The sequence below is a fragment of the Phyllobacterium sp. CL33Tsu genome, from assembly GCF_900113985.1.
GTDB lineage: Bacteria > Pseudomonadota > Alphaproteobacteria > Rhizobiales > Rhizobiaceae > Phyllobacterium > Phyllobacterium pellucidum.
In genome coordinates this window covers 486,132-503,828 of the sequence record NZ_FORJ01000001.1, presented here as the reverse complement: position 1 = coordinate 503,828, position 17,697 = coordinate 486,132, and the positions used below count along the sequence as shown (strand labels likewise).

Sequence of the window (17,697 nt, the reverse complement as noted above, 5' to 3'; positions counted from 1 at the left end):
GCGACAGGGAAGACAGAAAAAGGAATGCACATGCGACTTGGCGGACGCCTGCAGGCGGCAATCGAAGTTTTGGACGATATCGAGAACCGCAAGCGACCGGCCTCCGATGCCTTGAAGGATTGGGGCCTGTCTCACCGTTTCGCCGGCGCCGGCGACCGCGCGGTCATCGGCAATATCGTCTATGACGCCCTTCGCCGTAAGCTCTCTTTGGGTTGGCGCATGGATAGCGATGCCGCCCGCCACATCGCTTTCGGGGTCCTGCTTTCCGATGCCGAACTCGACATGGAAGAGATCAATGCAGCGCTGGACGGCGACAAGTTTGCTCCCGCGCCGCTCGAAGCCGAGCGCCGCTCGATCTGGGAAGCGCGCGACCTTGCCTCGGCGCCCGACCACATCCGTGCCGATGTCCCGGAATGGTGTGTGCCGCATTTCGAGGCGATATTCGGCGATCGTTGGGTGAGGGAGGCGGCAGCTCTCAGCGACCGTCCGCCCGTGGACCTGCGCGTCAACACGCTGAAGGCCGATCGTGACAAGGTCCTGAAGGAACTGGCGCGGGCCGGCGCCAGCGCTGCGCCGCTGCTCGAAACCGCGGTGCGCGTCCCGCCTTTGCGGGCCATGGGGCGCCATCCCAACGTGCAAGCCGAGCCGGCCTTCCAGCGCGGGCTCTTCGAGGTGCAGGATCTGGGCTCGCAGATTGCGGCAAAGCTCAGCGATGCCAAGCCCGGCGAGCAGGTGCTCGACTATTGCGCCGGGGCCGGCGGCAAGACACTCGCGCTCGCCGCTGAAATGGGCAACAAGGGACAGATCCATGCCTATGACGCCGAGCGCGCACGGCTCGCGCCGATCTTCGACCGCCTGCGGCGGGCAGGGGTGCGTAACGCCCAGGCCCACGCAAATGTCGAAGACCTCGCGGTGCTCGAGGGGCAGATGGATCTTGTACTCGTCGATGCGCCGTGCACGGGTTCGGGAACGTGGCGCAGGCGGCCCGATGCGAAGTGGCGCCTCAGCGACCAGCAGCTTGAGCGCCGTGAAGTCGAACAGCGCGAGGTGCTCGATGCTGCCAAGGCCTACGTCAAGCCGGGGGGCAGGCTCGTCTATATCACCTGTTCCCTCTTCGCGCCGGAAAACGGCAACCAGGTCGATGCTTTCTTGAGCAGCAACCCAGCCTATGCACGCGTCGAAACAAAGCCGCTCTGGGACCGTGCGGTCAGCGAGGCCAAGGATCTTTCCCCGCTTTTCAAGGACGGAACAGCGATCCTTTCGCCGCTCGCAACCTCGACGGACGGGTTCTTCATTTCAGTTCTCAGACGGGAAAAATAACGTTACAAAAGCCGCAAGGCACGTCCTCCAGCAGAAGGTTCGAGCATGTCCCGTTCCATGGCGCTTCTCTTGTTTCTCGTGTTGGTTATCGGCGGTGGGCTCGCCATAGGCTACATCACGCTGCCCGGTGAATGGTATGCGGGTCTGGTGAAACCCTCGTTCAACCCGCCGAACTGGATCTTCGCTCCGGTCTGGACAATTCTCTACGTATTGATCGCCATTGCCGGCTGGCGGGTCTGGGACTACGGCCTGCCACGGCCGCAGCAATTCTGGTGGGCTCAACTCGTTCTGAACTTCCTTTGGTCGCCGACATTTTTCGGCTTCCAGCAGATGGGACTGGCGCTGATCGTCATCAGCCTGTTGCTCTTCGCGATCATCGGTTTCATAAAGGTGACATGGGAACCGGACCGAAGTTCCGCGCTGCTTTTCCTGCCCTATCTCGCCTGGGTGGCGTTCGCGACACTTCTCAACGCATCGTTGTGGATGCTCAATGCAACTGGATGACATGTACGCTTACCTGACGCCGATCGCCGGAAAAAACGTCGTCTTCGCCATGGCTGTCGATGCCGAATATGGTCCGCATCTGCGAAGACTGTTTACCCCGATGATTACCGGGGTTGGTCCGGTCGAGGCGGCGGTAAGCGTTGCCGCAACGCTTGCCAGCCTCGCTGCCAACCGCGCGCTCCCCGATCTCGTCGTTTCGCTTGGCTCGGCCGGTTCGCGCACGCTCGAACAGGCCGAAATCTACCAGGTGACGAACGTCAGCTACCGCGACATGGACGCCTCGCCGCTGGGGTTCAAGAAAGGCGCGACGCCCTTCCTCGACCTGCCGGTTGTTGTTCCGCTGCTGCATCGCATTCCGGGCGTCAAGGAGGCTTCCCTGTCGACGGGCGCCAACATCGTCTCCGGCGAGGCCTATGACGGCGTCCACGCCGAAATGGTCGACATGGAGACGTTCGCCGTGCTGCGGTCCTGCCAGCGTTTCGGTCTGCCGCTCATCGGCCTGCGCGGTATTTCCGACGGCAAGGAGGAACTGCGGCATCTCAACGACTGGAAGGAATATCTTCATGTCATCGACGAAAAGCTTGCCCTTGCCGTCGAGGCGATGGGCGCGGCGTTGGCAGACGGGCGCATTGCTGTTTGAACTTTAATATCAGAATTTTATTGATACTATTTAGTGATACTATTATATGAATTTAAGCACCAAGCATAAAGCGACGCTCGCCGCAGTTTATGCCGATCCTGTTCGGGCCCAACTTCCGTGGCGGGATATCGAGGCATTGTTTATCGCGTGCGGAGCCGAGGTGAGCGAGGGCCATGGCTCTCGCGTTCGGGTAGCACTTCGCGGAGTTCGCGCCGTTTTCCATCGGCCGCACCCGCAAAAGGAAACCGATAAGGGCGCGGTTAAAGCTGTAAGGCGCTTCCTGAACGAGGCGGAGGTAAGGCCATGACGATGATGCATTACAAAGGCTACGAAGCCGTCATAGATTTTGATGAGGAAGCGGACCTCTTCCACGGCGAAATCATCAACCTTCGCGACGTAATTACATTTCAGGGTTCGTCGGCATCCGAACTCAAGACGGCATTGGCGGCTTCGATAGAAGATTATCTCGCCTTCTGCGCTGAGCGCGGCGAAGAGCCGGAAAAGCCATTCTCCGGCCAATTCGTGGTGCGCACCGAGCCGAGCCTGCACAAAGCCATCTCAGGCGCTGCCCGGAGAGCAGGAGTGAGCCTCAACAAGTGGGTTGTGGCGACACTCGAACGCTCGATCCGGTAGGAATTGAGCGACTTACTTGAATCAAAATCGCAAGCTCTTCACCTCTTCCCTCAACAACCGGAATCACTTTTTCAGTGCGGCGCGGTAACCCATTGCACCGACTCGACATTTGCTTTAAAGGCCCGCCATGAACACTCCCGTGCACCCAGATACAGTCCTCATCGTCGATTTCGGCAGCCAGGTTACACAGCTGATCGCCCGCCGCGTACGCGAGGCCGGCGTCTATTCCGAGATCGTTCCCTTCCAGTCTGCCGGCGAGGCTTTCCACCGCATCCGTCCCAAGGCTGTGATCCTTTCCGGCAGCCCGCACTCGACCGTCGACATCGGCAGCCCGCGCGCCCCGCAGGACGTTTTCGATGCGAACATTCCGGTCCTTGGCATCTGCTATGGCGAACAGACCATGTGCGCCCAGCTTGGCGGCAAGGTCGAGGGGGGCCACCACCGGGAATTTGGTCGCGCCTTCCTCGATATCCAGGAAGAGTGCGCGCTGTTCGAAGGCGTTTGGGCCAAGGCCACACGCCATCAGGTATGGATGAGCCATGGCGACCGCGTGGTTGAAATTCCGGAAGGCTTCAAGGTCGTGGGCACATCGACCGGCGCGCCCTTCGCGGCGATTGCCGACGAGGCGCGCAAATACTATGCCGTCCAGTTCCACCCGGAAGTCGTGCACACGCCGGATGGCGCCAGGCTTCTCCAAAACTTCGTCCACCGCATCGCCGGTATCGAGGGCGACTGGACGATGTCGGCCTATCGCGAGCAGGCCGTCAATGCCATCCGCAAGCAGGTGGGCGACAAGAAGGTGATCTGCGCGCTTTCGGGCGGCGTCGATTCCTCCGTGGCCGCCCTTTTGATCCACGAAGCCGTCGGCGACCAGCTGACCTGCATCCTTGTGGATCATGGCCTGATGCGCAAGAACGAGGCCGCCGACGTCGTTCAGATGTTCCGCGAGCACTACAATCTGCCGCTCATTCTCGTCGACGCCTCGGAGCGCTTCATCAGTGCGCTCGAAGGCGAATCGGACCCTGAAAAGAAGCGCAAGACGATCGGCAGGCTTTTTATCGAAGTCTTTGAAGAAGAAGCCAAAAAGCTCGGCGGCGCCGATTTCCTCGCGCAAGGCACACTTTACCCGGACGTCATCGAAAGCGTCTCCTTCACCGGCGGACCGTCGGTGACCATTAAGTCGCACCACAATGTCGGTGGTCTGCCCGACCGCATGAACATGAAACTGGTCGAGCCCTTGCGCGAACTCTTCAAGGATGAGGTGCGCGTGCTCGGCAAGGAACTTGGGCTGCCGGACCATTTCATCGGGCGGCACCCATTCCCGGGTCCGGGTCTTGCCATCCGCTGCCCGGGCGGTATCACGCGTGAAAAGCTCGAAATCCTGCGCGAAGCCGACGCCGTCTACCTCGACGAAATCCGCAAAGCCGGTCTCTACGACGTGATCTGGCAGGCCTTCGCCGTCCTTCTGCCGGTACAGACCGTCGGCGTCATGGGCGATGGGCGCACCTATGAGTTTGTCTGTGCGTTGCGCGCGGTTACCTCCGTCGATGGCATGACGGCGGATTTCTACCACTACGATATGGGCTTCCTCGGCCAGGCGGCGACGCGGATCATCAATGAAGTCAAGGGCATCAACCGCGTTGTCTACGACGTGACTTCAAAGCCGCCCGGCACGATCGAGTGGGAGTAGGCTTTTGCCGCCGAGCCTCGTTCGTCTAAAAATGCTGACACTTGTCGGTTTCCGAAAGCCCCGTTCGTCGTTTGTATGAATGGCCGATGAGAGCGGCTCAAACAAGGAGACAGACGATGCGTGTGATGGTTTTGGTAAAGGCGACCGAAGACAGCGAAAAGGGGCTTCTTCCCACGGCCGAGATGTTCGAGGCCATGGGCAGGTACAATGATGAACTAACCAAGGCGGGAATCTTGCGCGACGCCGATGGGCTCAAGCCGTCCTCACAGGGCAAGCGCGTTGCGTTCGATGGGGCGAACCGCACGGTTATCGACGGTCCATTCGCCGCACCGCGCGAACTGGTCGCCGGCTTCTGGCTCTGGGACGTCAAGGATATGGACGAAGCGGTCGCATGGGTGAAGCGCTGCCCCAACCCCATGCCCGGACCGAGCGAGATCGAAATCCGTCCGCTTTATGAGATGGCTGATTTTCAATGACGAACCGCGGCGGTCGTAGGTTTAGCGCGGCTTTCACGTTGAAAACGTGCGCTTAAAGTACTCGTTGCCCCGGTCTAAAGCAGTAAGGTCATTCGCCCCAATCTGGGGCGTGTGTCTATTTTCCGTACACGAATATTATTGACGCAAATGAATTTTCGTGTACGAATAATCCATGAAGATTACTTATGACCCTCCGAAGCGCCAGACCAACCTTGAAAGTCGAGGTTTAGACTTTAAGGATCTCGACCTTGATTTCTTCGCTGCGTCGGTTGTGCTTCCTGCCAAGGATGGCCGCTTGAAGGCGGTCGGCCTGTTTCGTGGCCAGATCCTTACAGTCATCTTCAAGCCGCTTGGCGCCGAGGCAGTCTCGGTAATTTCAATGCGTCGGGCCAGCAAGAAGGAAAGGAACCTGCTATGAAGAATAAGTCTGTAAACGCACGGCCTCTCACCGACCGGGAAGAGGCTGAAATCCAGCGTCAAATCGCGGCTGATCCCGATGATAGCGAGGCTACAGATGAACAACTCGCCCAAGCAAAGCCCTTCAGGGAGGCACTGCCCGAGCTTTATGCCAGTATCCAACGCGCTCGTGGCCGTCCTAAAGCTGATGCGCCAAAAGAGGCCGTTACGCTTCGGCTTGATCCGCAAACGCTTCAACGCTTCAGGGCCACCGGCAAGGACTGGCGGACAAGAATGGCTGAAGTGCTTGAACGCGCCAAGATATAGAACCGCGCTATTTAGGCGTATGCCACCATGTCCGACCCCCCGATCGCGGACGAGCTCGGTCGGTGAGGAGGGTTAGATGCATTTGGATGAAAAAACGCTGATTGCCGCTCGGGACCAGCTTTGTCGGACCGCCACAGGGTTCTTCTCGGCCGATCCAGCCGTCGTCGGTATATTTCTTGGCAGGTAGCTCGCGGCCGGTAGGTGCTGGGAGTTTTGCGGTGTCATATCTGCCGCAATTACGATCCACCGAGCATAATTCGCTTATTAGTCTCATGGTGATATTCTTGAAATTTTCAATTGTTCTTCCGATTACGCTACTAGGAGCGTCTTTCGCGATAGTTCCGTCGAACGCGGCCGATCTGCTCTTACCCATCACCTTCGATCAGCGTTCGACACCTATGGTCAGCTTGGAAATCGAAGGCGTCCCGCATCAGTTGCGGCTTGACACCGGATCAGAGGAAGGGTTGCACCTGCGCCGCGATCTGTTGGACCGAATTGAAGGCGTCCGCTTCACCGGCGAAATGCAGCGATCCAGCGACATGGCTGGCAATGTTCAGGAAAATGCCCGCTTTGTGATTGCCGAGCTTTCGGTGTATGGGCACACGTTCCGAGATATACGCGGCGTCGAATTTTCTCCGTGGGGGATCACCGTGCGCGAGGATAGCCAGCTTCCAGAGTCGTCAGTTCTAGGACTTGGGTTCTTTAAAGGACAACGCATCCTGATCGACTATCTTTCCAAAGAGCTGACGGTCTTCGATGCAGCGTCCGATTTTGATCCGAACCGGGATACGAGCTGGATCGAGGTGCCTTTCCGTCACTCGGAGGAGGGGCTTGTTCTGGAAGCGGTGATTGCCGGCCAACCTCACGACATGGTGCTCGATACCGGTGCGACCATTTCTTTCGTGGTTGCTGACCGCATTGCGGATACCGTCGCGGCCGTGCCATGTCAAAGTATCTATCCAAGCCTACAGCAAGAAGGATGCCGTCTCATTGCGGTCAATACCAGATTTGGCGACACCGCCGCCCTCGTCCATGCTTTCCTGATAGAGAACGAGCCCGGAAACTTTACGGCCACCGGCCTTCTCGGAGGTGATTTTCTCCAGCATCACGCGGTGTTTGTCGATTTCGCAGGCAAGCGGATGTTCGTGCGGCCAGATCATAATCAGCAAGACTAGGGGACCTGTCGCGGAAATCCTGAGATTTGCTGCGGACCCCCCCTAACAAGGCCGCTTGTCCGGCGTTCAGATCATGAGTCGAGGCAGCCCCGCTGCAAGGGCGTCGACCGCCACGCGAACCTTCAAAGACAATAGTGGATTCTGGAGCCACAAGGCGTGGCAATCGTATAGGAAATTTTCCTGATCAGGTAACAACCTTACGAGGCTTCCGTCCGCCAATCGATCTCGAACCAGCCAGAACGGCAGCCATGATATTCCCATGGCCGCAACCGTCGCATCCACCACAGCTTCCAGATCATCGAGGCGGACACGGCTGTTTGGCGCCATGGTGATCACCGGTTCGTCGTGTTGAGGAAAGCGCCAGAGGGGAATCGGACCGGAACGACGGTATATGACTGCCTGATGGCGCCCTAAATCATCGACTGTTTCGGGGTGACCATTGCGCTCAAGGTAGCCCGGCGCCGCGCAAACCACCATTGGTTGGCGAGCGATACGCCGAGCAATCACTCCGGCCCTATTGTCCACATTTCCGGTGCGGATCGCCAGATCATAGCCGTCTTCTGCCAAATCAACCAATCGGTCTCCGAATGAAAGATCGAGTTCGAGGGCTGGATAAGTCCGCACGAGGTCCAGGAGCACCGGCAGCACGCAGTGCCGGCCAAAATGTGTTGGCATCGTAACCCGCAATTTCCCCCGAGGTTCGGATCTTTGATCTTCCGCCAAGGCATCGGCAGCCTCAGTCTCAGCCAGAATTATTCGGCACCGCTCATAATAGTCTTTTCCAAAGTCCGTCAGGCTTTGGCGCCGGGTTGTCCGGTTTAGTAGCCGAGCGCCAAGTCGATGTTCGAGAAATTGTATATGCTTACCTACCATAGGAGCTGACAGCCCGAGCGAATCTGCTGCGGCCGCGAACGATCCGAGATCGACTGCTCTAACAAATGCGTTCATGCTCGAAAGTCGATCCATATTCGAAACCAATAGTTCTTAGTGAAGTTAGCAGAGGCCAATTTATCGCGATCTTTGCCTCGGATATAGGGGGTTAATCGCAGATAGTTTGGAGTTGTGATTATGGGGAGAGTTGTACGATTTTATCAGTATGGGGGACCAGACGTTCTAGTAATTGAGGACCAGCCCGATAAATCTCCTGGCTCTGGTGAGGTTCGGATAAGAGTGAAGGCTTTGGGCCTCAATCGCGCCGAAGCGCTGCTGAGGGCTGGCACCTACATCGAGACACCAACTTTGCCATCAGGACTGGGCTTGGAGGCTTCGGGTATTGTTGATGCCGTTGGTCCAGCGGTGGTCCGTCTTCGCCCGGGCGATGCGGTCAGCGTGATTCCGCCAATATCGATGGTTCGATGGCCGGCTTACGGCGACACGGCTATCTTTCCCGAGACCATGGTGATTGAACACCCGGTTTCGCTTGGCTTTGAAACGGCAGCGGCTCTTTGGATGGCCTTTCTAACTGCCTATGGCGGCCTGATCGAACTTGCTGCGCTTGCGGAAGGCGATGTCGTGGCCATCACCGCGGCATCGAGCAGCGTTGGGCTCGCAGCCATACAAATCGCCCGCATGGTGGGAGCGATCCCGATCGCGGTGACCCGCACGTCGGCCAAACGGCAACTGCTTCGTGATGAAGGTGCTGCGTGCGTAATTGCATCCGAGGAGGAAGATTTGGAAGGACGACTCAAGGAAATGGCCGGTGAGCGGGGTGTCCGGGTTGTATTCGACGCAGTAGGCGGACCAATTTTCTCGCCGCTGACGGCAGCAATGGCCCGCGGGGGTGTACTGATTGAATATGGGGGGCTAAGTCGGGAGCCCACGCCATTCCCCCTAGCGCAGGTCTTAGGGAAATGTCTGACGCTGAGAGGATATCTCGTTCATGAGATCACTGATGATCCTTCGCGGCTGGAAAAGGCAAAAGCCTTTATTCTGCGTGGCATTGCGGATGGAATTCTGAAACCTGTCATCGATCACGTATTTCCCTTCGAGGATATAGTTGCGGCCCATCGTTACCTCGAATCAAACCAGCAGTTCGGGAAGATTATCGTGACGATCTAGCTGGGTTCACGGCCTATTGATTTTGTTTGAGAGGTGATTCAGGCTTTCAACTGGAGGTGCGGCCGGTTCAGCATCAGCAAGACAGGCGACCTGTCGCGCAAATCCTGACTTTTGCTACGGAACAAGCCGGCCTGTAATGTCGCAGACCTCACTCGCTAAAGTCAGGGTTCGCGACGGCCATTTGTGGCATCTCACGATAGGCTGATCGGGCAATCGTTCCGAGGGCGACTGGCATTGCCAACGGTATTTGCGCCAAGACGAACGCGAACTATGCGCGCTAAGCTTTTAAATTAGCGTTGACTAATGAATTAGCACTCGCTAATGTATTCTCATGCTCGATGCTACTCCCATCACCAACGTCATGCGTACGCTCGCCGATCCAACCCGGCGCGCCGTGTTCGAGCGGATCGTTCGGACCGATGAAATCACGGTGGTGGAGCTAACGCGGGGAAGCGGCGTGACGCAGGGCGCCATATCGCAGCACCTGAAGTCGCTGAAACGCGCCGGCCTGGTTGCCGAACGGCCCGAGGGGCGCAACGTCTATTATCGCGCCAGGCCCGAAGGACTGGAACCGCTGTTTGACTGGATGAACCACTACGGCGTCTTCTGGCGCGAGCGGTTCGCCAATCTTCGCAGCCTTCTCAAGGAGATCGATCCATGAACGACGCCGCATTGAACGCCGATACACACGACATCGTCGTCGACGAGGTCTTCCCGCATGCGCCGGAGACGATCTGGAAGACGCTGACCACCGGCGCATTGATCGGCCGCTGGATGATGGCGGCCAAGGGTTTTGAACCCGTGAAGGGCAACCGCTTCACCTATCAGACAACACCGGCGGGAGAGTGGGACGGCACCATTCACTGCGAGGTTCTCGAGGCCATACCCAATGAACGCTTCGCCTATGCCTGGAAAGGCGGTCACGAGAGCAACACCGGCTATGGTTCGCGCCTCGACACGATCGTAACATTCGTCCTGAAACCGATCGACAACGGCACGCGGCTCACGCTGACCCATTCCGGCTTCATCACGCCGAAGAACGATACAGCATTCAGGAGCATGAGCGAAGGCTGGAGAAAGATCATCCCGCGTATCGGCGATGTCGCCGACGAAACGAACTAACTTCCCAATCCGGACATAACCATCCTTGGAGGAAACTCATGAGCAAGCCTTATACCGGCGGCTGCGCCTGCGGCTCCGTTCGCTATGAAATCGCGGCCGAACCCGTATTCTCTAACGATTGCCAATGCCGTGACTGCCAAAGGCGCAGCGGCACCGGACACGGATCCTACATGACCTTTGCCGGCGCTAACCCGAAACTCAGCGGCGAAGCGAAGCTGTGGGCGCTTGCGGGCGACAGTGCCAACATAAAGTCGCACGGCTTTTGCCCGACCTGCGGATCGCCGGTCTATCTGACCTTCGCGACCATGCCGGAGCTCTTTACCATTCATGCGGCAAGTCTCGACGATCCGAACCGCTACGTGCCGCAGGTCGTGACCTACGCCATGCGCGCACTACCCTGGGATCATGTCGATCCGGCCCTGCCAAAGTTCGACAAGATGCCGCCGGACATGTGATCTCGTTGTTATTCCGGGCGGATGGTCGCGGTTCGCACGGCGACCGCCAGTGCAAGGAGCGCCAGAACCGCAGCAGCCGCGAAGGTCACCTGCATGCCTGCCATAATCGCATCGGCGGGTGCTGCCGCGATATCAAGCGCCGAGGATGCCCGGGCAAAAACCGCCCCCATCACCGATGCGCCGGTGATCAAGCCAAGATTGCGGGAGAGGCTGAGCATGCCCGAGATAACGCCGCGCTGGTCGGCGGCGACGTTCTTCATGGTCGCAGTATTATTGGCCGCCTGAAACAGGGCATAGCCCGGCGTGAGTATGGCAATGGCGGTGACATAGCCGGCAATGCCGAACGTCGCCGGTATCAGGCAGAGCGCAAGTGAACCCGCCACCATAAGGGAGAGGCCGGCAAGAATGATGGCGCGCGTGCCGCGACGATCGACCATCCGCCCCGCCGGCACGCCGCTCACGGCTGAGATGATCGGCCCGCCCGACATGACAATGCCGACGAGGGCGGCGCTCAGCCCAAGTCCGCGCGCCAGGTAGAAGGGGCCGACGACCAGCGTCGTCATCATGACGGTCGAGACAAGCCCGTTCATGGCAAGGCTACCGCTCAATACCCGGCTGCGCAGTATCGCCGGCCGAACCAGAGGAGATTTCGTCCTTTTCTCCACAAGCACAAAAAGCATGCCCGCCACAACCGCAAGCCCGATCAGGCCTGCGCTGAGGCCGCCGAATCGGCCCCGACCAATCGTCATCGCCAGGGCATAGGCGGCAAGTGTCACCGCCAGCAGCAATGTGCCCGGCAGGTCGAAGCCGGTGCGGGTTGAAAGGCCTTTGCGGCCTTCGCCGGGCAGATAGCAATAGGCGAGAACGAAGTTGCCGATGCCGAGCGGCACCATCACTAGAAAGATCGCGCGCCAGCCAGCGCCGGCGATCAACACGCCGCCGAGCGAAGGACCGAGCGCCGTTCCGATTGCCGACATCGTTCCGAGCAAGCCCATCGCGCTGCCGATCCTTGCCTTCGGAATCGTTTCGCCAACAAATGCGATGCTGAGCGACATCAGGATAGCCGCTCCAAGCCCCTGCGCCGTGCGGGCGGCAACCAGCATCCACAATGTGGGGGCCGCGGCGCACAAGGCGGAGGCAAGGGTGAACAGCAGGATTCCGGCGATGAGCACCTGCCGATGGCCGACAACGTCCCCGAGGCGTCCCACGCTTACGATGCAAATAGTCACGGCAAGAAGATAGGCGAGGATGATCCACTGCACGTGCTGGAACGGCGCGGAGAATGCCTGCGCCAGCGTCGGTAACGCGACGTTGGCGATGCTGATGCCAAGGGCGGAAAGCAGCGTCGAGAGTGCAAGCGCGGTGAGCGTCAACCGAGCGGATACCTCCTTGCTTCCGGCTGCCGGTTCCGTTCGATCAATCGCCATCTGGTCCATCCTTGGGCTCCTTGCCACTTCCCCCGGTAGGCTAAGCGCTTGCGACAGATGGCGGAAGACGCAGCATTTGCACTTCAATCGTGCGTTTGACGCCATATCTCGAAGTCCTTATTGTTGTGACATGACGCCGCCCGACCTGAACCTGCTCGTTACGCTCGATGCGCTCCTCGCGGAGGGCAGCGTCGCGCGCGCCGCCAAACGTCTGAGACTGAGCCCATCGGCGATGAGCAGGGCGCTCGCGCGTCTGCGCGAGACGACAGGCGACCCGCTCCTTGTACGTGCCGGGCGAGGTCTTGTCCTGACACCGCGTGCTCTTGAACTACGCGAGCGCGTGGGTCCACTCGTGGAGGATGTGCGGGCCATTCTGCGCCCGCGGGAATCACTCGACCTCAGGGGCCTCAAGCGAAGCTTTGCCCTGCGCACCAGCGACGGCTTCGTCGAAACGTTCGGGCCGCAACTGATGGCACGGGTCGGCGCAGAAGCGCCGGGTGTACGCCTGCGTTTTGTGCAGAAGGCCGACAGGGAAAGTGCCCCGCTTCGCGACGGCACCGTGGATCTTGAAACAGGCGTCGTCGGCAAGGCAACGAGCCCGGAACTGCGCATCCAGACGCTGTTCCGCGATCGGTTCGTCGGTGTGGTTCGCAAAGGCCACGCACTCGCCGCGGGCGAGGTGACCACCCGGCGCTACGTCGGGGGGCGGCATGTCAGTGTTTCGCGGCGCGGGGTCGACAGGGGACCCATCGACGAGGCCCTGGAATTGCTGGGGCTTGAACGAGAAATCGTGGTGACCGTCGGCGGATTTGCGAGTGCGCTGGCGCTTGCCCGCGGTTCTAACCTGATCGCCAGCGTGCCAGAACGGCACACGACCGCCCTGCGCATGGGCATGCACAGCTTCCCGCTTCCGGTGTCGATGCCCGTCGTCACCGTTTCGCTGCTTTGGCATCCCCGCCACGATGCCGATGCCGCGCACCGCTGGCTGCGAGGCTGCGTGCAAGCGGCCTGCGCCGAACAAGTCGAGCAGGAATAAACTGGCTCGCTTGACATTGAGATAAGTGTTTGCTTATCTCAACCCATGGAACAAATCGTTTTCAAAGCCCTTGCTGATCCGACGCGCCGGGCCATTTTTGAAAAGCTCGCTGCCGCGCCGCAGAATGCCACCGAATTGCGTCAAGGCTTCGGCATAACCCAGCCTGCCATGTCGCAGCATCTGTCGGTCCTGCGCGAAGCGCGGCTTCTGAAGGAGCGCCGCGAAGGGCGGTTCACCCAATATGAAGTCGAGCCCGATGGCCTTTTGATATTGGTCAACTGGCTTGCCAAATATCGCACCTATTGGCCTGATCGCGCTGCCGATCTGGCGGACCTGCTCAAGGAGATGGACCAGTGAATGAAGCCCCTTCACGTTCCGAGCCGCAGCTCGAGTTTAGCTTCGAGTTCGAGGCCGACCCAGACAAGGTGTGGAAGGCGATCAGCGTCGAAGCCTTCCGCAAGCGCTGGCTCCCCGACCAGAATGTGCTCGAGGTTCTGCACGAAACGCAACGCGAGCAACTTGAGTTGCTGATCGAGGAGACCGAGCCACCGCACCACCAAGGCATCGTGACTTTCAGCGTGCGTGCAAATGGCCGTGGCGGTACCATTTTTGGAATCGTTCACCGGCGAACCATGGCCCGGGTGGCTGCGAACGACGCCGTGCCAAGAATGCTGCTCGCCGCTTAATACTCAAAACATCAATCGGAAATCTGGAGGTTGCGCATGCGCGACACGATGCAACTCGTCCCTATGGTGGTGGAACAATCCTCGCGTGGAGAACGCTCATTCGATATCTATTCGCGCTTGCTGCGCGAGCGCATCGTTTTTCTGAACGGCGAGGTGAACGATGCCATGTCGGCAACGGTCTGCGCGCAGCTGCTTTTCCTTGAAGCGGAAAACCCCAAGCTGCCCATCGCGCTCTACATCAATTCCTATGGCGGCGTTATCACCAGTGGGCTTGCCATGTATGACACCATGCAGTTCATCCGCGCTCCCGTACACACATTGTGCATGGGAACTGCGCGATCGATGGGGTCTTTTCTTCTCATGGGCGGCGAGCCGGGGCACAGGGTTGCCTTGCCGAATGCCAGCCTACATGTCCATCAGCCGCTCGGAGGATTTCAGGGCCAAGCGTCCGATGTCCTGATCCATGCCGAGGAAATGGCACAGGTTAAACATCGCATGATCACACTTTACGCCAAGCATTGCGGGCGAACCTACGAAGAGGTGGAACGGACACTTGACCGCGACAAGTTCATGAACGCTGAGCAGGCGGTGGAGTGGGGGTTGATCGACCGGGTGCTGACGTCACGAAACAACGACATGGAGGCGCGCTAGGGAGGGACGCTCCTCCCTGATCGGCCGATAGGTAGGAGCCGCTGGCCTGCCTTGTCGCATCAACAAATTGTGACCGGCCGTGGCTCGCGTTAAACGTGCAAGCACTTTCAATTTTTTAAGGGGTATGAATCGGCCCTTGTTTGGCTATTGAGGAAGGCGTTATCTGGATTTCGAGGCCCGCCTTCGGCGGGAGACGCAGAGGAAATGGCCATGGCTCAACGAACCTATTCCGCTCCCCACGGGGGCGCACCCGCGCAAACGCAGCTCCTGACAGACCGCGCGGTGTTTACCGAAGCCTATGCCTTGATCCCCAAGGGCGTGATGATGGATATCGTCACAAGCCTCCTGCCGTTCTGGGACGACACCCGGCTTTGGGTGCTTTCGCGTCCGCTCTCCGGCTTTGCCGAGACATTTTCGCAATATATCATGGAAGTAGCGCCCGGCGGCGGCAGCGAGCGGCCCGAACTCGACGCTGGCGCCGAGGGCGTGCTTTTTATTCTCGAAGGCGAACTGAGCGTCACGCTCGATGGCAAGAAGCAGGTGATGCAGCCCGGCGGCTTTGCCTTCATCCCGCCGGCAAGCAACTGGAAAGTTCGCAACGAGAGCAGCGCCCCGGTCCGCTTCCAGTGGATCCGCAAGGCTTATGAAGCCGTCGAAGGCATCGACATGCCGGAAGCCTTTTTCGCGAATGAAGCGGATATTGCGCCGGCGCCGATGGCGGGCACAGAGGGCAAGTGGGCGACGACGCGTTTTGTCGATCCGTCTGATCTGCGCCACGACATGCACGTGACGATCGTGACTTTCGAGCCTGGCGCCGTCATTCCCTTTGCCGAAACCCACGTCATGGAACATGGTCTCTACGTACTCGAAGGCAAGGCCGTCTACCGGCTCAACCAGGATTGGGTTGAAGTGGAGGCGGGCGATTTCATGTGGCTCCGCGCCTTCTGTCCGCAGGCGTGCTATGCTGGCGGTCCGGGCAAGTTCCGCTATCTGCTCTATAAGGATGTCAACCGCCACATGAAGCTCAGCCTGACGCCGCGGCGCTAGGCTCGGTTTTTAGTTTGTATCTTCGAGCGACTTCGGCGTCCCGAACCGCTTGAGTTCGCCGCGGTCGGTTTCAACAGCTGTCCAGTCCTTGGCATTGAAATCGATCACGGCAATGCCGGCGGTCGGGAATTTTTCGCGCAGCCGCGAAAGATCGGGTTCGGGCCCACCCGCCACATGCTGGCGCGCGAACTCTTCAAGCCCGGGATTGTGGCCGACGAGCATCAGGGTCGAGATGGTGGCGGGTGCCTGCCTGACAACGTCGAGAAGTGCGTTGACGGGTGCATCGTAAAGGCGCGGCTCGGCTTTCCATTCGAGCTTTACTCCAAATTCGGCGGATGCCAGCTCAAACGTCTGCATGGCTCTTCTCGCGGTCGAAACGAGGGTAAGATCGGGAAGCAACTGCTGACGCGCTAGGAACGCACCCATCAATGGCGCCGTCCGCCGGCCACGTTTGGCGAGCGGCCGTTCATGGTCCTCGACGCCCGCCGGCCATTCCGATTTTGCATGCCGAAAGAGGATGAGCCTGCGCATCGAAGTCCTCGCATTTACGACGTTATCCGAAACTCCCCCGACAGATTTTCTGGCTCTGCAATCTCAGACACGACATCCTTTACCGACGCACCGGGCGGCCCCTGCCAGAACCGATCGAGCATCGAGGATACCGCGTTCTCCGGCCCCTCGATAAAGGCCAATACGCTCCCGTCCGGTTCGTTGCGGACCCAGCCCCCCAATCCGAGCTTGCGCGCTTCCATGCGCGTCCAGACGCGGTAGCTTACGCCCTGTACGCGGCCCGATATGCGAACCATCTTCGCCTGATGCTCCTCCGGCATCGCGTCTCCTGCCGATTATTCGGTGGCGGACCCGAATGTTATCAATCCGACCGCAAGTATAGCAAAGATGATGCCGAAGGATTGAACAATCGACAGCTTCTCGCCAAAGAAAACCAGCGCGATGAGATTGACCGCAATAAGCTGGATGACAGCCGAGAGGCTGAACGCCGATGCCATGCCGAACTCGCGTACCAGACGCAGCATGATGAGATTGCCGACGGAATAGAGAACAATGGTTAGAACCAGCTTCGCGTTGCTCGGCGCCAGCGCCCATGCCTTTGCGCACGTCGCGGCGAGCAGGAACGTGAATGTCGAAGCGGTGAGCTGCAAAAAGCCCGTCAAAGTCATGTCGATCTCCGGTCGATAGGTGCGTGTTACGTCTCGGTCAGTCTGCTGTTAAAGCGGTCAGATCGACATGTCGATGCTAATGCTGCGAGTTCTCGATTGCAATATTGTCGACAATCTGATTTTCTTGCATCGGAACGAGGATCCATCCATGAGCGCTACGGATTTTGACCCCATTGTCGATACGACCCGTAGGGCCGAGATCGTCAGCCTGCTCAAACGGGCCATCCTCACCGGCAAGCTCGAACCTGGCCAGAAACTCAACGAACTGCGCATCTCCGAACAGATGCGGGTGAGCCGCGCGCCCTTGCGCGAAGCCATGCGCGAGTTGGTCCAGGAGGGCATTCTTACCAGCATTCCCTATGCGGGCACATTCGTGATCGAAGTGACGGCGAAGGATATCGAGGATGCCTATTCGCTCAACCAGGTTCTCGACGAATTTGCCATCGAAAGAACGTGGCCGCTCCGCACCGAGGTCTTCTTTGCCGAACTTGACAGACGTCATGCTGCGGTGAAGCAGGCGACCCTCGACATCGACACGACCAGGCAGATCGAGACGGCGCTGCAGCTGCACGGCCTGATCTATGAATGGGCCGATCACCCGCTCCTGCTGGATACGTGGCAGCGCCTCACCAGCCGCCTGCAAATGTATTTCGCCTTGCATCAACGGGCACGCAACGAACCCGTGCCCTCGCTCGACGTGCACGAGGAATATGTGCGTCTTCTCAAAGGCAAGGACATGAAAGCGGCGCAGCGGCACGCCCGTGAGCACATCGCCCTCGATTTTGAGGAACTTGTTGCTTTTGCGCGTGGGCTTGAGGAGAGGCAGGCAGCCAAAAAGCCGGGGACCCGTAAACGCCTCGAAAATTGAGCGCGGAC

Annotated in this window: 25 protein-coding genes; 20 read left to right on the top strand and 5 right to left on the bottom strand. The window is 59.2% G+C overall.

Annotated features, from left to right (window positions below):
- Window positions 1-30: 30 nt before the first annotated feature.
- The 10 genes from BM074_RS02545 (at window position 31) to BM074_RS02500 (ending at window position 7,161) form a co-directional block, all read left to right on the top strand.
- Window positions 31-1,320: an RsmB/NOP family class I SAM-dependent RNA methyltransferase gene (locus tag BM074_RS02545; protein ID WP_091921394.1), complete on the top strand. Its 1,290-nt coding sequence runs from the start codon at window positions 31-33 to the stop codon at window positions 1,318-1,320.
- A 45-nt stretch (window positions 1,321-1,365) separates the two neighbouring features.
- The gene (locus tag BM074_RS02540) at window positions 1,366-1,824 is read left to right on the top strand and encodes a TspO/MBR family protein (protein ID WP_091919545.1); all 459 of its coding nucleotides are present in this window, start codon (window positions 1,366-1,368) and stop codon (window positions 1,822-1,824) included.
- The gene (locus BM074_RS02535) at window positions 1,811-2,464 is read left to right on the top strand and encodes a 5'-methylthioadenosine/S-adenosylhomocysteine nucleosidase (RefSeq protein WP_244532713.1); all 654 of its coding nucleotides are present in this window, start codon (window positions 1,811-1,813) and stop codon (window positions 2,462-2,464) included. Before BM074_RS02540 ends, BM074_RS02535 begins: the two co-directional genes overlap by 14 nt.
- A 46-nt stretch (window positions 2,465-2,510) precedes the next feature.
- Window positions 2,511-2,771 carry a type II toxin-antitoxin system HicA family toxin gene (locus BM074_RS02530; protein ID WP_091919542.1) on the top strand — a complete coding sequence of 87 codons (261 nt, stop codon included), beginning with the start codon at window positions 2,511-2,513 and terminating at the stop codon, window positions 2,769-2,771.
- Window positions 2,768-3,097 carry a type II toxin-antitoxin system HicB family antitoxin gene (locus tag BM074_RS02525; RefSeq protein ID WP_172982616.1) on the top strand — a complete coding sequence of 110 codons (330 nt, stop codon included), beginning with the start codon at window positions 2,768-2,770 and terminating at the stop codon, window positions 3,095-3,097. The genes BM074_RS02530 and BM074_RS02525 overlap by 4 nt, the downstream gene beginning before the upstream one ends.
- Window positions 3,098-3,224: 127 nt before the next feature.
- Window positions 3,225-4,787, top strand: a complete 1,563-nt coding sequence (gene guaA, locus BM074_RS02520) for a glutamine-hydrolyzing GMP synthase (protein WP_091919540.1) — start codon at window positions 3,225-3,227, stop codon at window positions 4,785-4,787.
- A 116-nt stretch (window positions 4,788-4,903) separates the two neighbouring features.
- Window positions 4,904-5,263, top strand: a complete 360-nt coding sequence (locus tag BM074_RS02515) for a YciI family protein (RefSeq protein ID WP_027230149.1) — start codon at window positions 4,904-4,906, stop codon at window positions 5,261-5,263.
- Window positions 5,264-5,435: 172 nt separating this feature from the next.
- The gene (locus tag BM074_RS02510; RefSeq protein ID WP_091919538.1) at window positions 5,436-5,681 is read left to right on the top strand and encodes a BrnT family toxin; all 246 of its coding nucleotides are present in this window, start codon (window positions 5,436-5,438) and stop codon (window positions 5,679-5,681) included.
- On the top strand, window positions 5,678-5,986 hold the full coding sequence (locus BM074_RS02505; protein WP_091919537.1) for a BrnA antitoxin family protein: 309 nt from the start codon (window positions 5,678-5,680) through the stop codon (window positions 5,984-5,986). The genes BM074_RS02510 and BM074_RS02505 overlap by 4 nt, the downstream gene beginning before the upstream one ends.
- Before the next feature lie 218 nt (window positions 5,987-6,204).
- Complete coding sequence (locus BM074_RS02500; protein WP_139217613.1) at window positions 6,205-7,161, top strand: pepsin/retropepsin-like aspartic protease family protein; 957 nt, start codon at window positions 6,205-6,207, stop codon at window positions 7,159-7,161.
- Window positions 7,162-7,227: 66 nt separating this feature from the next.
- On the opposite strand, the gene BM074_RS02495 is transcribed toward BM074_RS02500, so the two are convergent.
- Window positions 7,228-8,127 (bottom strand): LysR family transcriptional regulator, encoded by a 900-nt coding sequence (locus BM074_RS02495; RefSeq protein WP_091919533.1) that lies wholly within the window; start codon window positions 8,125-8,127, stop codon window positions 7,228-7,230.
- A gap of 102 nt (window positions 8,128-8,229) precedes the next feature.
- Between BM074_RS02495 and BM074_RS02490 the strand changes: the two genes are divergently transcribed.
- From BM074_RS02490 to BM074_RS02475, 4 genes are all read left to right on the top strand, one after another.
- Window positions 8,230-9,219, top strand: coding sequence for a zinc-dependent alcohol dehydrogenase family protein (locus tag BM074_RS02490; RefSeq protein ID WP_091919531.1), 990 nt, complete (start codon window positions 8,230-8,232; stop codon window positions 9,217-9,219).
- A gap of 331 nt (window positions 9,220-9,550) precedes the next feature.
- Window positions 9,551-9,880, top strand: a complete 330-nt coding sequence (locus tag BM074_RS02485) for an ArsR/SmtB family transcription factor (RefSeq protein WP_091919529.1) — start codon at window positions 9,551-9,553, stop codon at window positions 9,878-9,880.
- Entirely contained in the window at window positions 9,877-10,341 is a 465-nt protein-coding gene (locus tag BM074_RS02480) for an SRPBCC family protein (RefSeq protein ID WP_091919527.1), read from the top strand. The genes BM074_RS02485 and BM074_RS02480 overlap by 4 nt, the downstream gene beginning before the upstream one ends.
- Window positions 10,342-10,379: 38 nt before the next feature.
- Window positions 10,380-10,796: a GFA family protein gene (locus BM074_RS02475; RefSeq protein ID WP_091919525.1), complete on the top strand. Its 417-nt coding sequence runs from the start codon at window positions 10,380-10,382 to the stop codon at window positions 10,794-10,796.
- Window positions 10,797-10,804: 8 nt separating this feature from the next.
- Here BM074_RS02475 and BM074_RS02470 read toward each other — a convergent pair whose 3' ends face one another.
- Window positions 10,805-12,223 carry an MFS transporter gene (locus BM074_RS02470; RefSeq protein WP_244532712.1) on the bottom strand — a complete coding sequence of 473 codons (1,419 nt, stop codon included), beginning with the start codon at window positions 12,221-12,223 and terminating at the stop codon, window positions 10,805-10,807.
- Between the two features lie 130 nt (window positions 12,224-12,353).
- On the opposite strand from BM074_RS02470, the gene BM074_RS02465 reads away from it, so the two are divergent.
- The 5 genes from BM074_RS02465 (at window position 12,354) to BM074_RS02445 (ending at window position 15,643) form a co-directional block, all read left to right on the top strand.
- Window positions 12,354-13,259 carry a LysR family transcriptional regulator gene (locus BM074_RS02465; protein WP_091919521.1) on the top strand — a complete coding sequence of 302 codons (906 nt, stop codon included), beginning with the start codon at window positions 12,354-12,356 and terminating at the stop codon, window positions 13,257-13,259.
- 45 nt (window positions 13,260-13,304) lie between these two features.
- Window positions 13,305-13,616 (top strand): ArsR/SmtB family transcription factor, encoded by a 312-nt coding sequence (locus BM074_RS02460; protein WP_027230143.1) that lies wholly within the window; start codon window positions 13,305-13,307, stop codon window positions 13,614-13,616.
- The gene (locus BM074_RS02455; RefSeq protein ID WP_091919519.1) at window positions 13,613-13,945 is read left to right on the top strand and encodes a hypothetical protein; all 333 of its coding nucleotides are present in this window, start codon (window positions 13,613-13,615) and stop codon (window positions 13,943-13,945) included. Before BM074_RS02460 ends, BM074_RS02455 begins: the two co-directional genes overlap by 4 nt.
- 36 nt (window positions 13,946-13,981) lie before the next feature.
- A complete protein-coding gene (locus BM074_RS02450) occupies window positions 13,982-14,596 on the top strand; it encodes an ATP-dependent Clp protease proteolytic subunit (RefSeq protein ID WP_091919517.1) in 615 nt (204 codons plus the stop codon).
- 210 nt (window positions 14,597-14,806) lie between these two features.
- The gene (locus BM074_RS02445) at window positions 14,807-15,643 is read left to right on the top strand and encodes a bifunctional allantoicase/(S)-ureidoglycine aminohydrolase (RefSeq protein ID WP_091919515.1); all 837 of its coding nucleotides are present in this window, start codon (window positions 14,807-14,809) and stop codon (window positions 15,641-15,643) included.
- Window positions 15,644-15,652: 9 nt separating this feature from the next.
- Here BM074_RS02445 and BM074_RS02440 read toward each other — a convergent pair whose 3' ends face one another.
- From BM074_RS02440 to BM074_RS02430, 3 genes are read right to left on the bottom strand one after another with little or no spacing between them, the layout of a single operon-like run.
- The gene (locus tag BM074_RS02440) at window positions 15,653-16,174 is read right to left on the bottom strand and encodes a SixA phosphatase family protein (protein WP_027230139.1); all 522 of its coding nucleotides are present in this window, start codon (window positions 16,172-16,174) and stop codon (window positions 15,653-15,655) included.
- A 14-nt stretch (window positions 16,175-16,188) separates the two neighbouring features.
- Window positions 16,189-16,473 carry an acylphosphatase gene (locus BM074_RS02435; protein ID WP_091919513.1) on the bottom strand — a complete coding sequence of 95 codons (285 nt, stop codon included), beginning with the start codon at window positions 16,471-16,473 and terminating at the stop codon, window positions 16,189-16,191.
- 15 nt (window positions 16,474-16,488) lie between these two features.
- Window positions 16,489-16,821 (bottom strand): hypothetical protein, encoded by a 333-nt coding sequence (locus tag BM074_RS02430; RefSeq protein ID WP_091919512.1) that lies wholly within the window; start codon window positions 16,819-16,821, stop codon window positions 16,489-16,491.
- Between the two features lie 148 nt (window positions 16,822-16,969).
- Between BM074_RS02430 and BM074_RS02425 the strand changes: the two genes are divergently transcribed.
- Window positions 16,970-17,689, top strand: a complete 720-nt coding sequence (locus tag BM074_RS02425) for a GntR family transcriptional regulator (protein WP_091921390.1) — start codon at window positions 16,970-16,972, stop codon at window positions 17,687-17,689.
- Window positions 17,690-17,697: the final 8 nt, after the last annotated feature.

Coding starts and splice junctions, on each gene's coding strand:
- BM074_RS02545 (WP_091921394.1), top strand. CDS start 31: ATGCGACTTGGCGGACGCCTGCAGGCGGCAATCGAAGTTTTGGACGAT.
- BM074_RS02540 (WP_091919545.1), top strand. CDS start 1,366: ATGTCCCGTTCCATGGCGCTTCTCTTGTTTCTCGTGTTGGTTATCGGC.
- BM074_RS02535 (WP_244532713.1), top strand. CDS start 1,811: ATGCAACTGGATGACATGTACGCTTACCTGACGCCGATCGCCGGAAAA.
- BM074_RS02530 (WP_091919542.1), top strand. CDS start 2,511: ATGAATTTAAGCACCAAGCATAAAGCGACGCTCGCCGCAGTTTATGCC.
- BM074_RS02525 (WP_172982616.1), top strand. CDS start 2,768: ATGACGATGATGCATTACAAAGGCTACGAAGCCGTCATAGATTTTGAT.
- guaA (WP_091919540.1), top strand. CDS start 3,225: ATGAACACTCCCGTGCACCCAGATACAGTCCTCATCGTCGATTTCGGC.
- BM074_RS02515 (WP_027230149.1), top strand. CDS start 4,904: ATGCGTGTGATGGTTTTGGTAAAGGCGACCGAAGACAGCGAAAAGGGG.
- BM074_RS02510 (WP_091919538.1), top strand. CDS start 5,436: ATGAAGATTACTTATGACCCTCCGAAGCGCCAGACCAACCTTGAAAGT.
- BM074_RS02505 (WP_091919537.1), top strand. CDS start 5,678: ATGAAGAATAAGTCTGTAAACGCACGGCCTCTCACCGACCGGGAAGAG.
- BM074_RS02495 (WP_091919533.1), bottom strand. CDS start 8,127: ATGGATCGACTTTCGAGCATGAACGCATTTGTTAGAGCAGTCGATCTC.
- BM074_RS02490 (WP_091919531.1), top strand. CDS start 8,230: ATGGGGAGAGTTGTACGATTTTATCAGTATGGGGGACCAGACGTTCTA.
- BM074_RS02485 (WP_091919529.1), top strand. CDS start 9,551: ATGCTCGATGCTACTCCCATCACCAACGTCATGCGTACGCTCGCCGAT.
- BM074_RS02480 (WP_091919527.1), top strand. CDS start 9,877: ATGAACGACGCCGCATTGAACGCCGATACACACGACATCGTCGTCGAC.
- BM074_RS02475 (WP_091919525.1), top strand. CDS start 10,380: ATGAGCAAGCCTTATACCGGCGGCTGCGCCTGCGGCTCCGTTCGCTAT.
- BM074_RS02470 (WP_244532712.1), bottom strand. CDS start 12,223: ATGGCGATTGATCGAACGGAACCGGCAGCCGGAAGCAAGGAGGTATCC.
- BM074_RS02465 (WP_091919521.1), top strand. CDS start 12,354: ATGACGCCGCCCGACCTGAACCTGCTCGTTACGCTCGATGCGCTCCTC.
- BM074_RS02460 (WP_027230143.1), top strand. CDS start 13,305: ATGGAACAAATCGTTTTCAAAGCCCTTGCTGATCCGACGCGCCGGGCC.
- BM074_RS02450 (WP_091919517.1), top strand. CDS start 13,982: ATGCGCGACACGATGCAACTCGTCCCTATGGTGGTGGAACAATCCTCG.
- BM074_RS02445 (WP_091919515.1), top strand. CDS start 14,807: ATGGCTCAACGAACCTATTCCGCTCCCCACGGGGGCGCACCCGCGCAA.
- BM074_RS02440 (WP_027230139.1), bottom strand. CDS start 16,174: ATGCGCAGGCTCATCCTCTTTCGGCATGCAAAATCGGAATGGCCGGCG.
- BM074_RS02435 (WP_091919513.1), bottom strand. CDS start 16,473: ATGCCGGAGGAGCATCAGGCGAAGATGGTTCGCATATCGGGCCGCGTA.
- BM074_RS02430 (WP_091919512.1), bottom strand. CDS start 16,821: ATGACTTTGACGGGCTTTTTGCAGCTCACCGCTTCGACATTCACGTTC.
- BM074_RS02425 (WP_091921390.1), top strand. CDS start 16,970: ATGAGCGCTACGGATTTTGACCCCATTGTCGATACGACCCGTAGGGCC.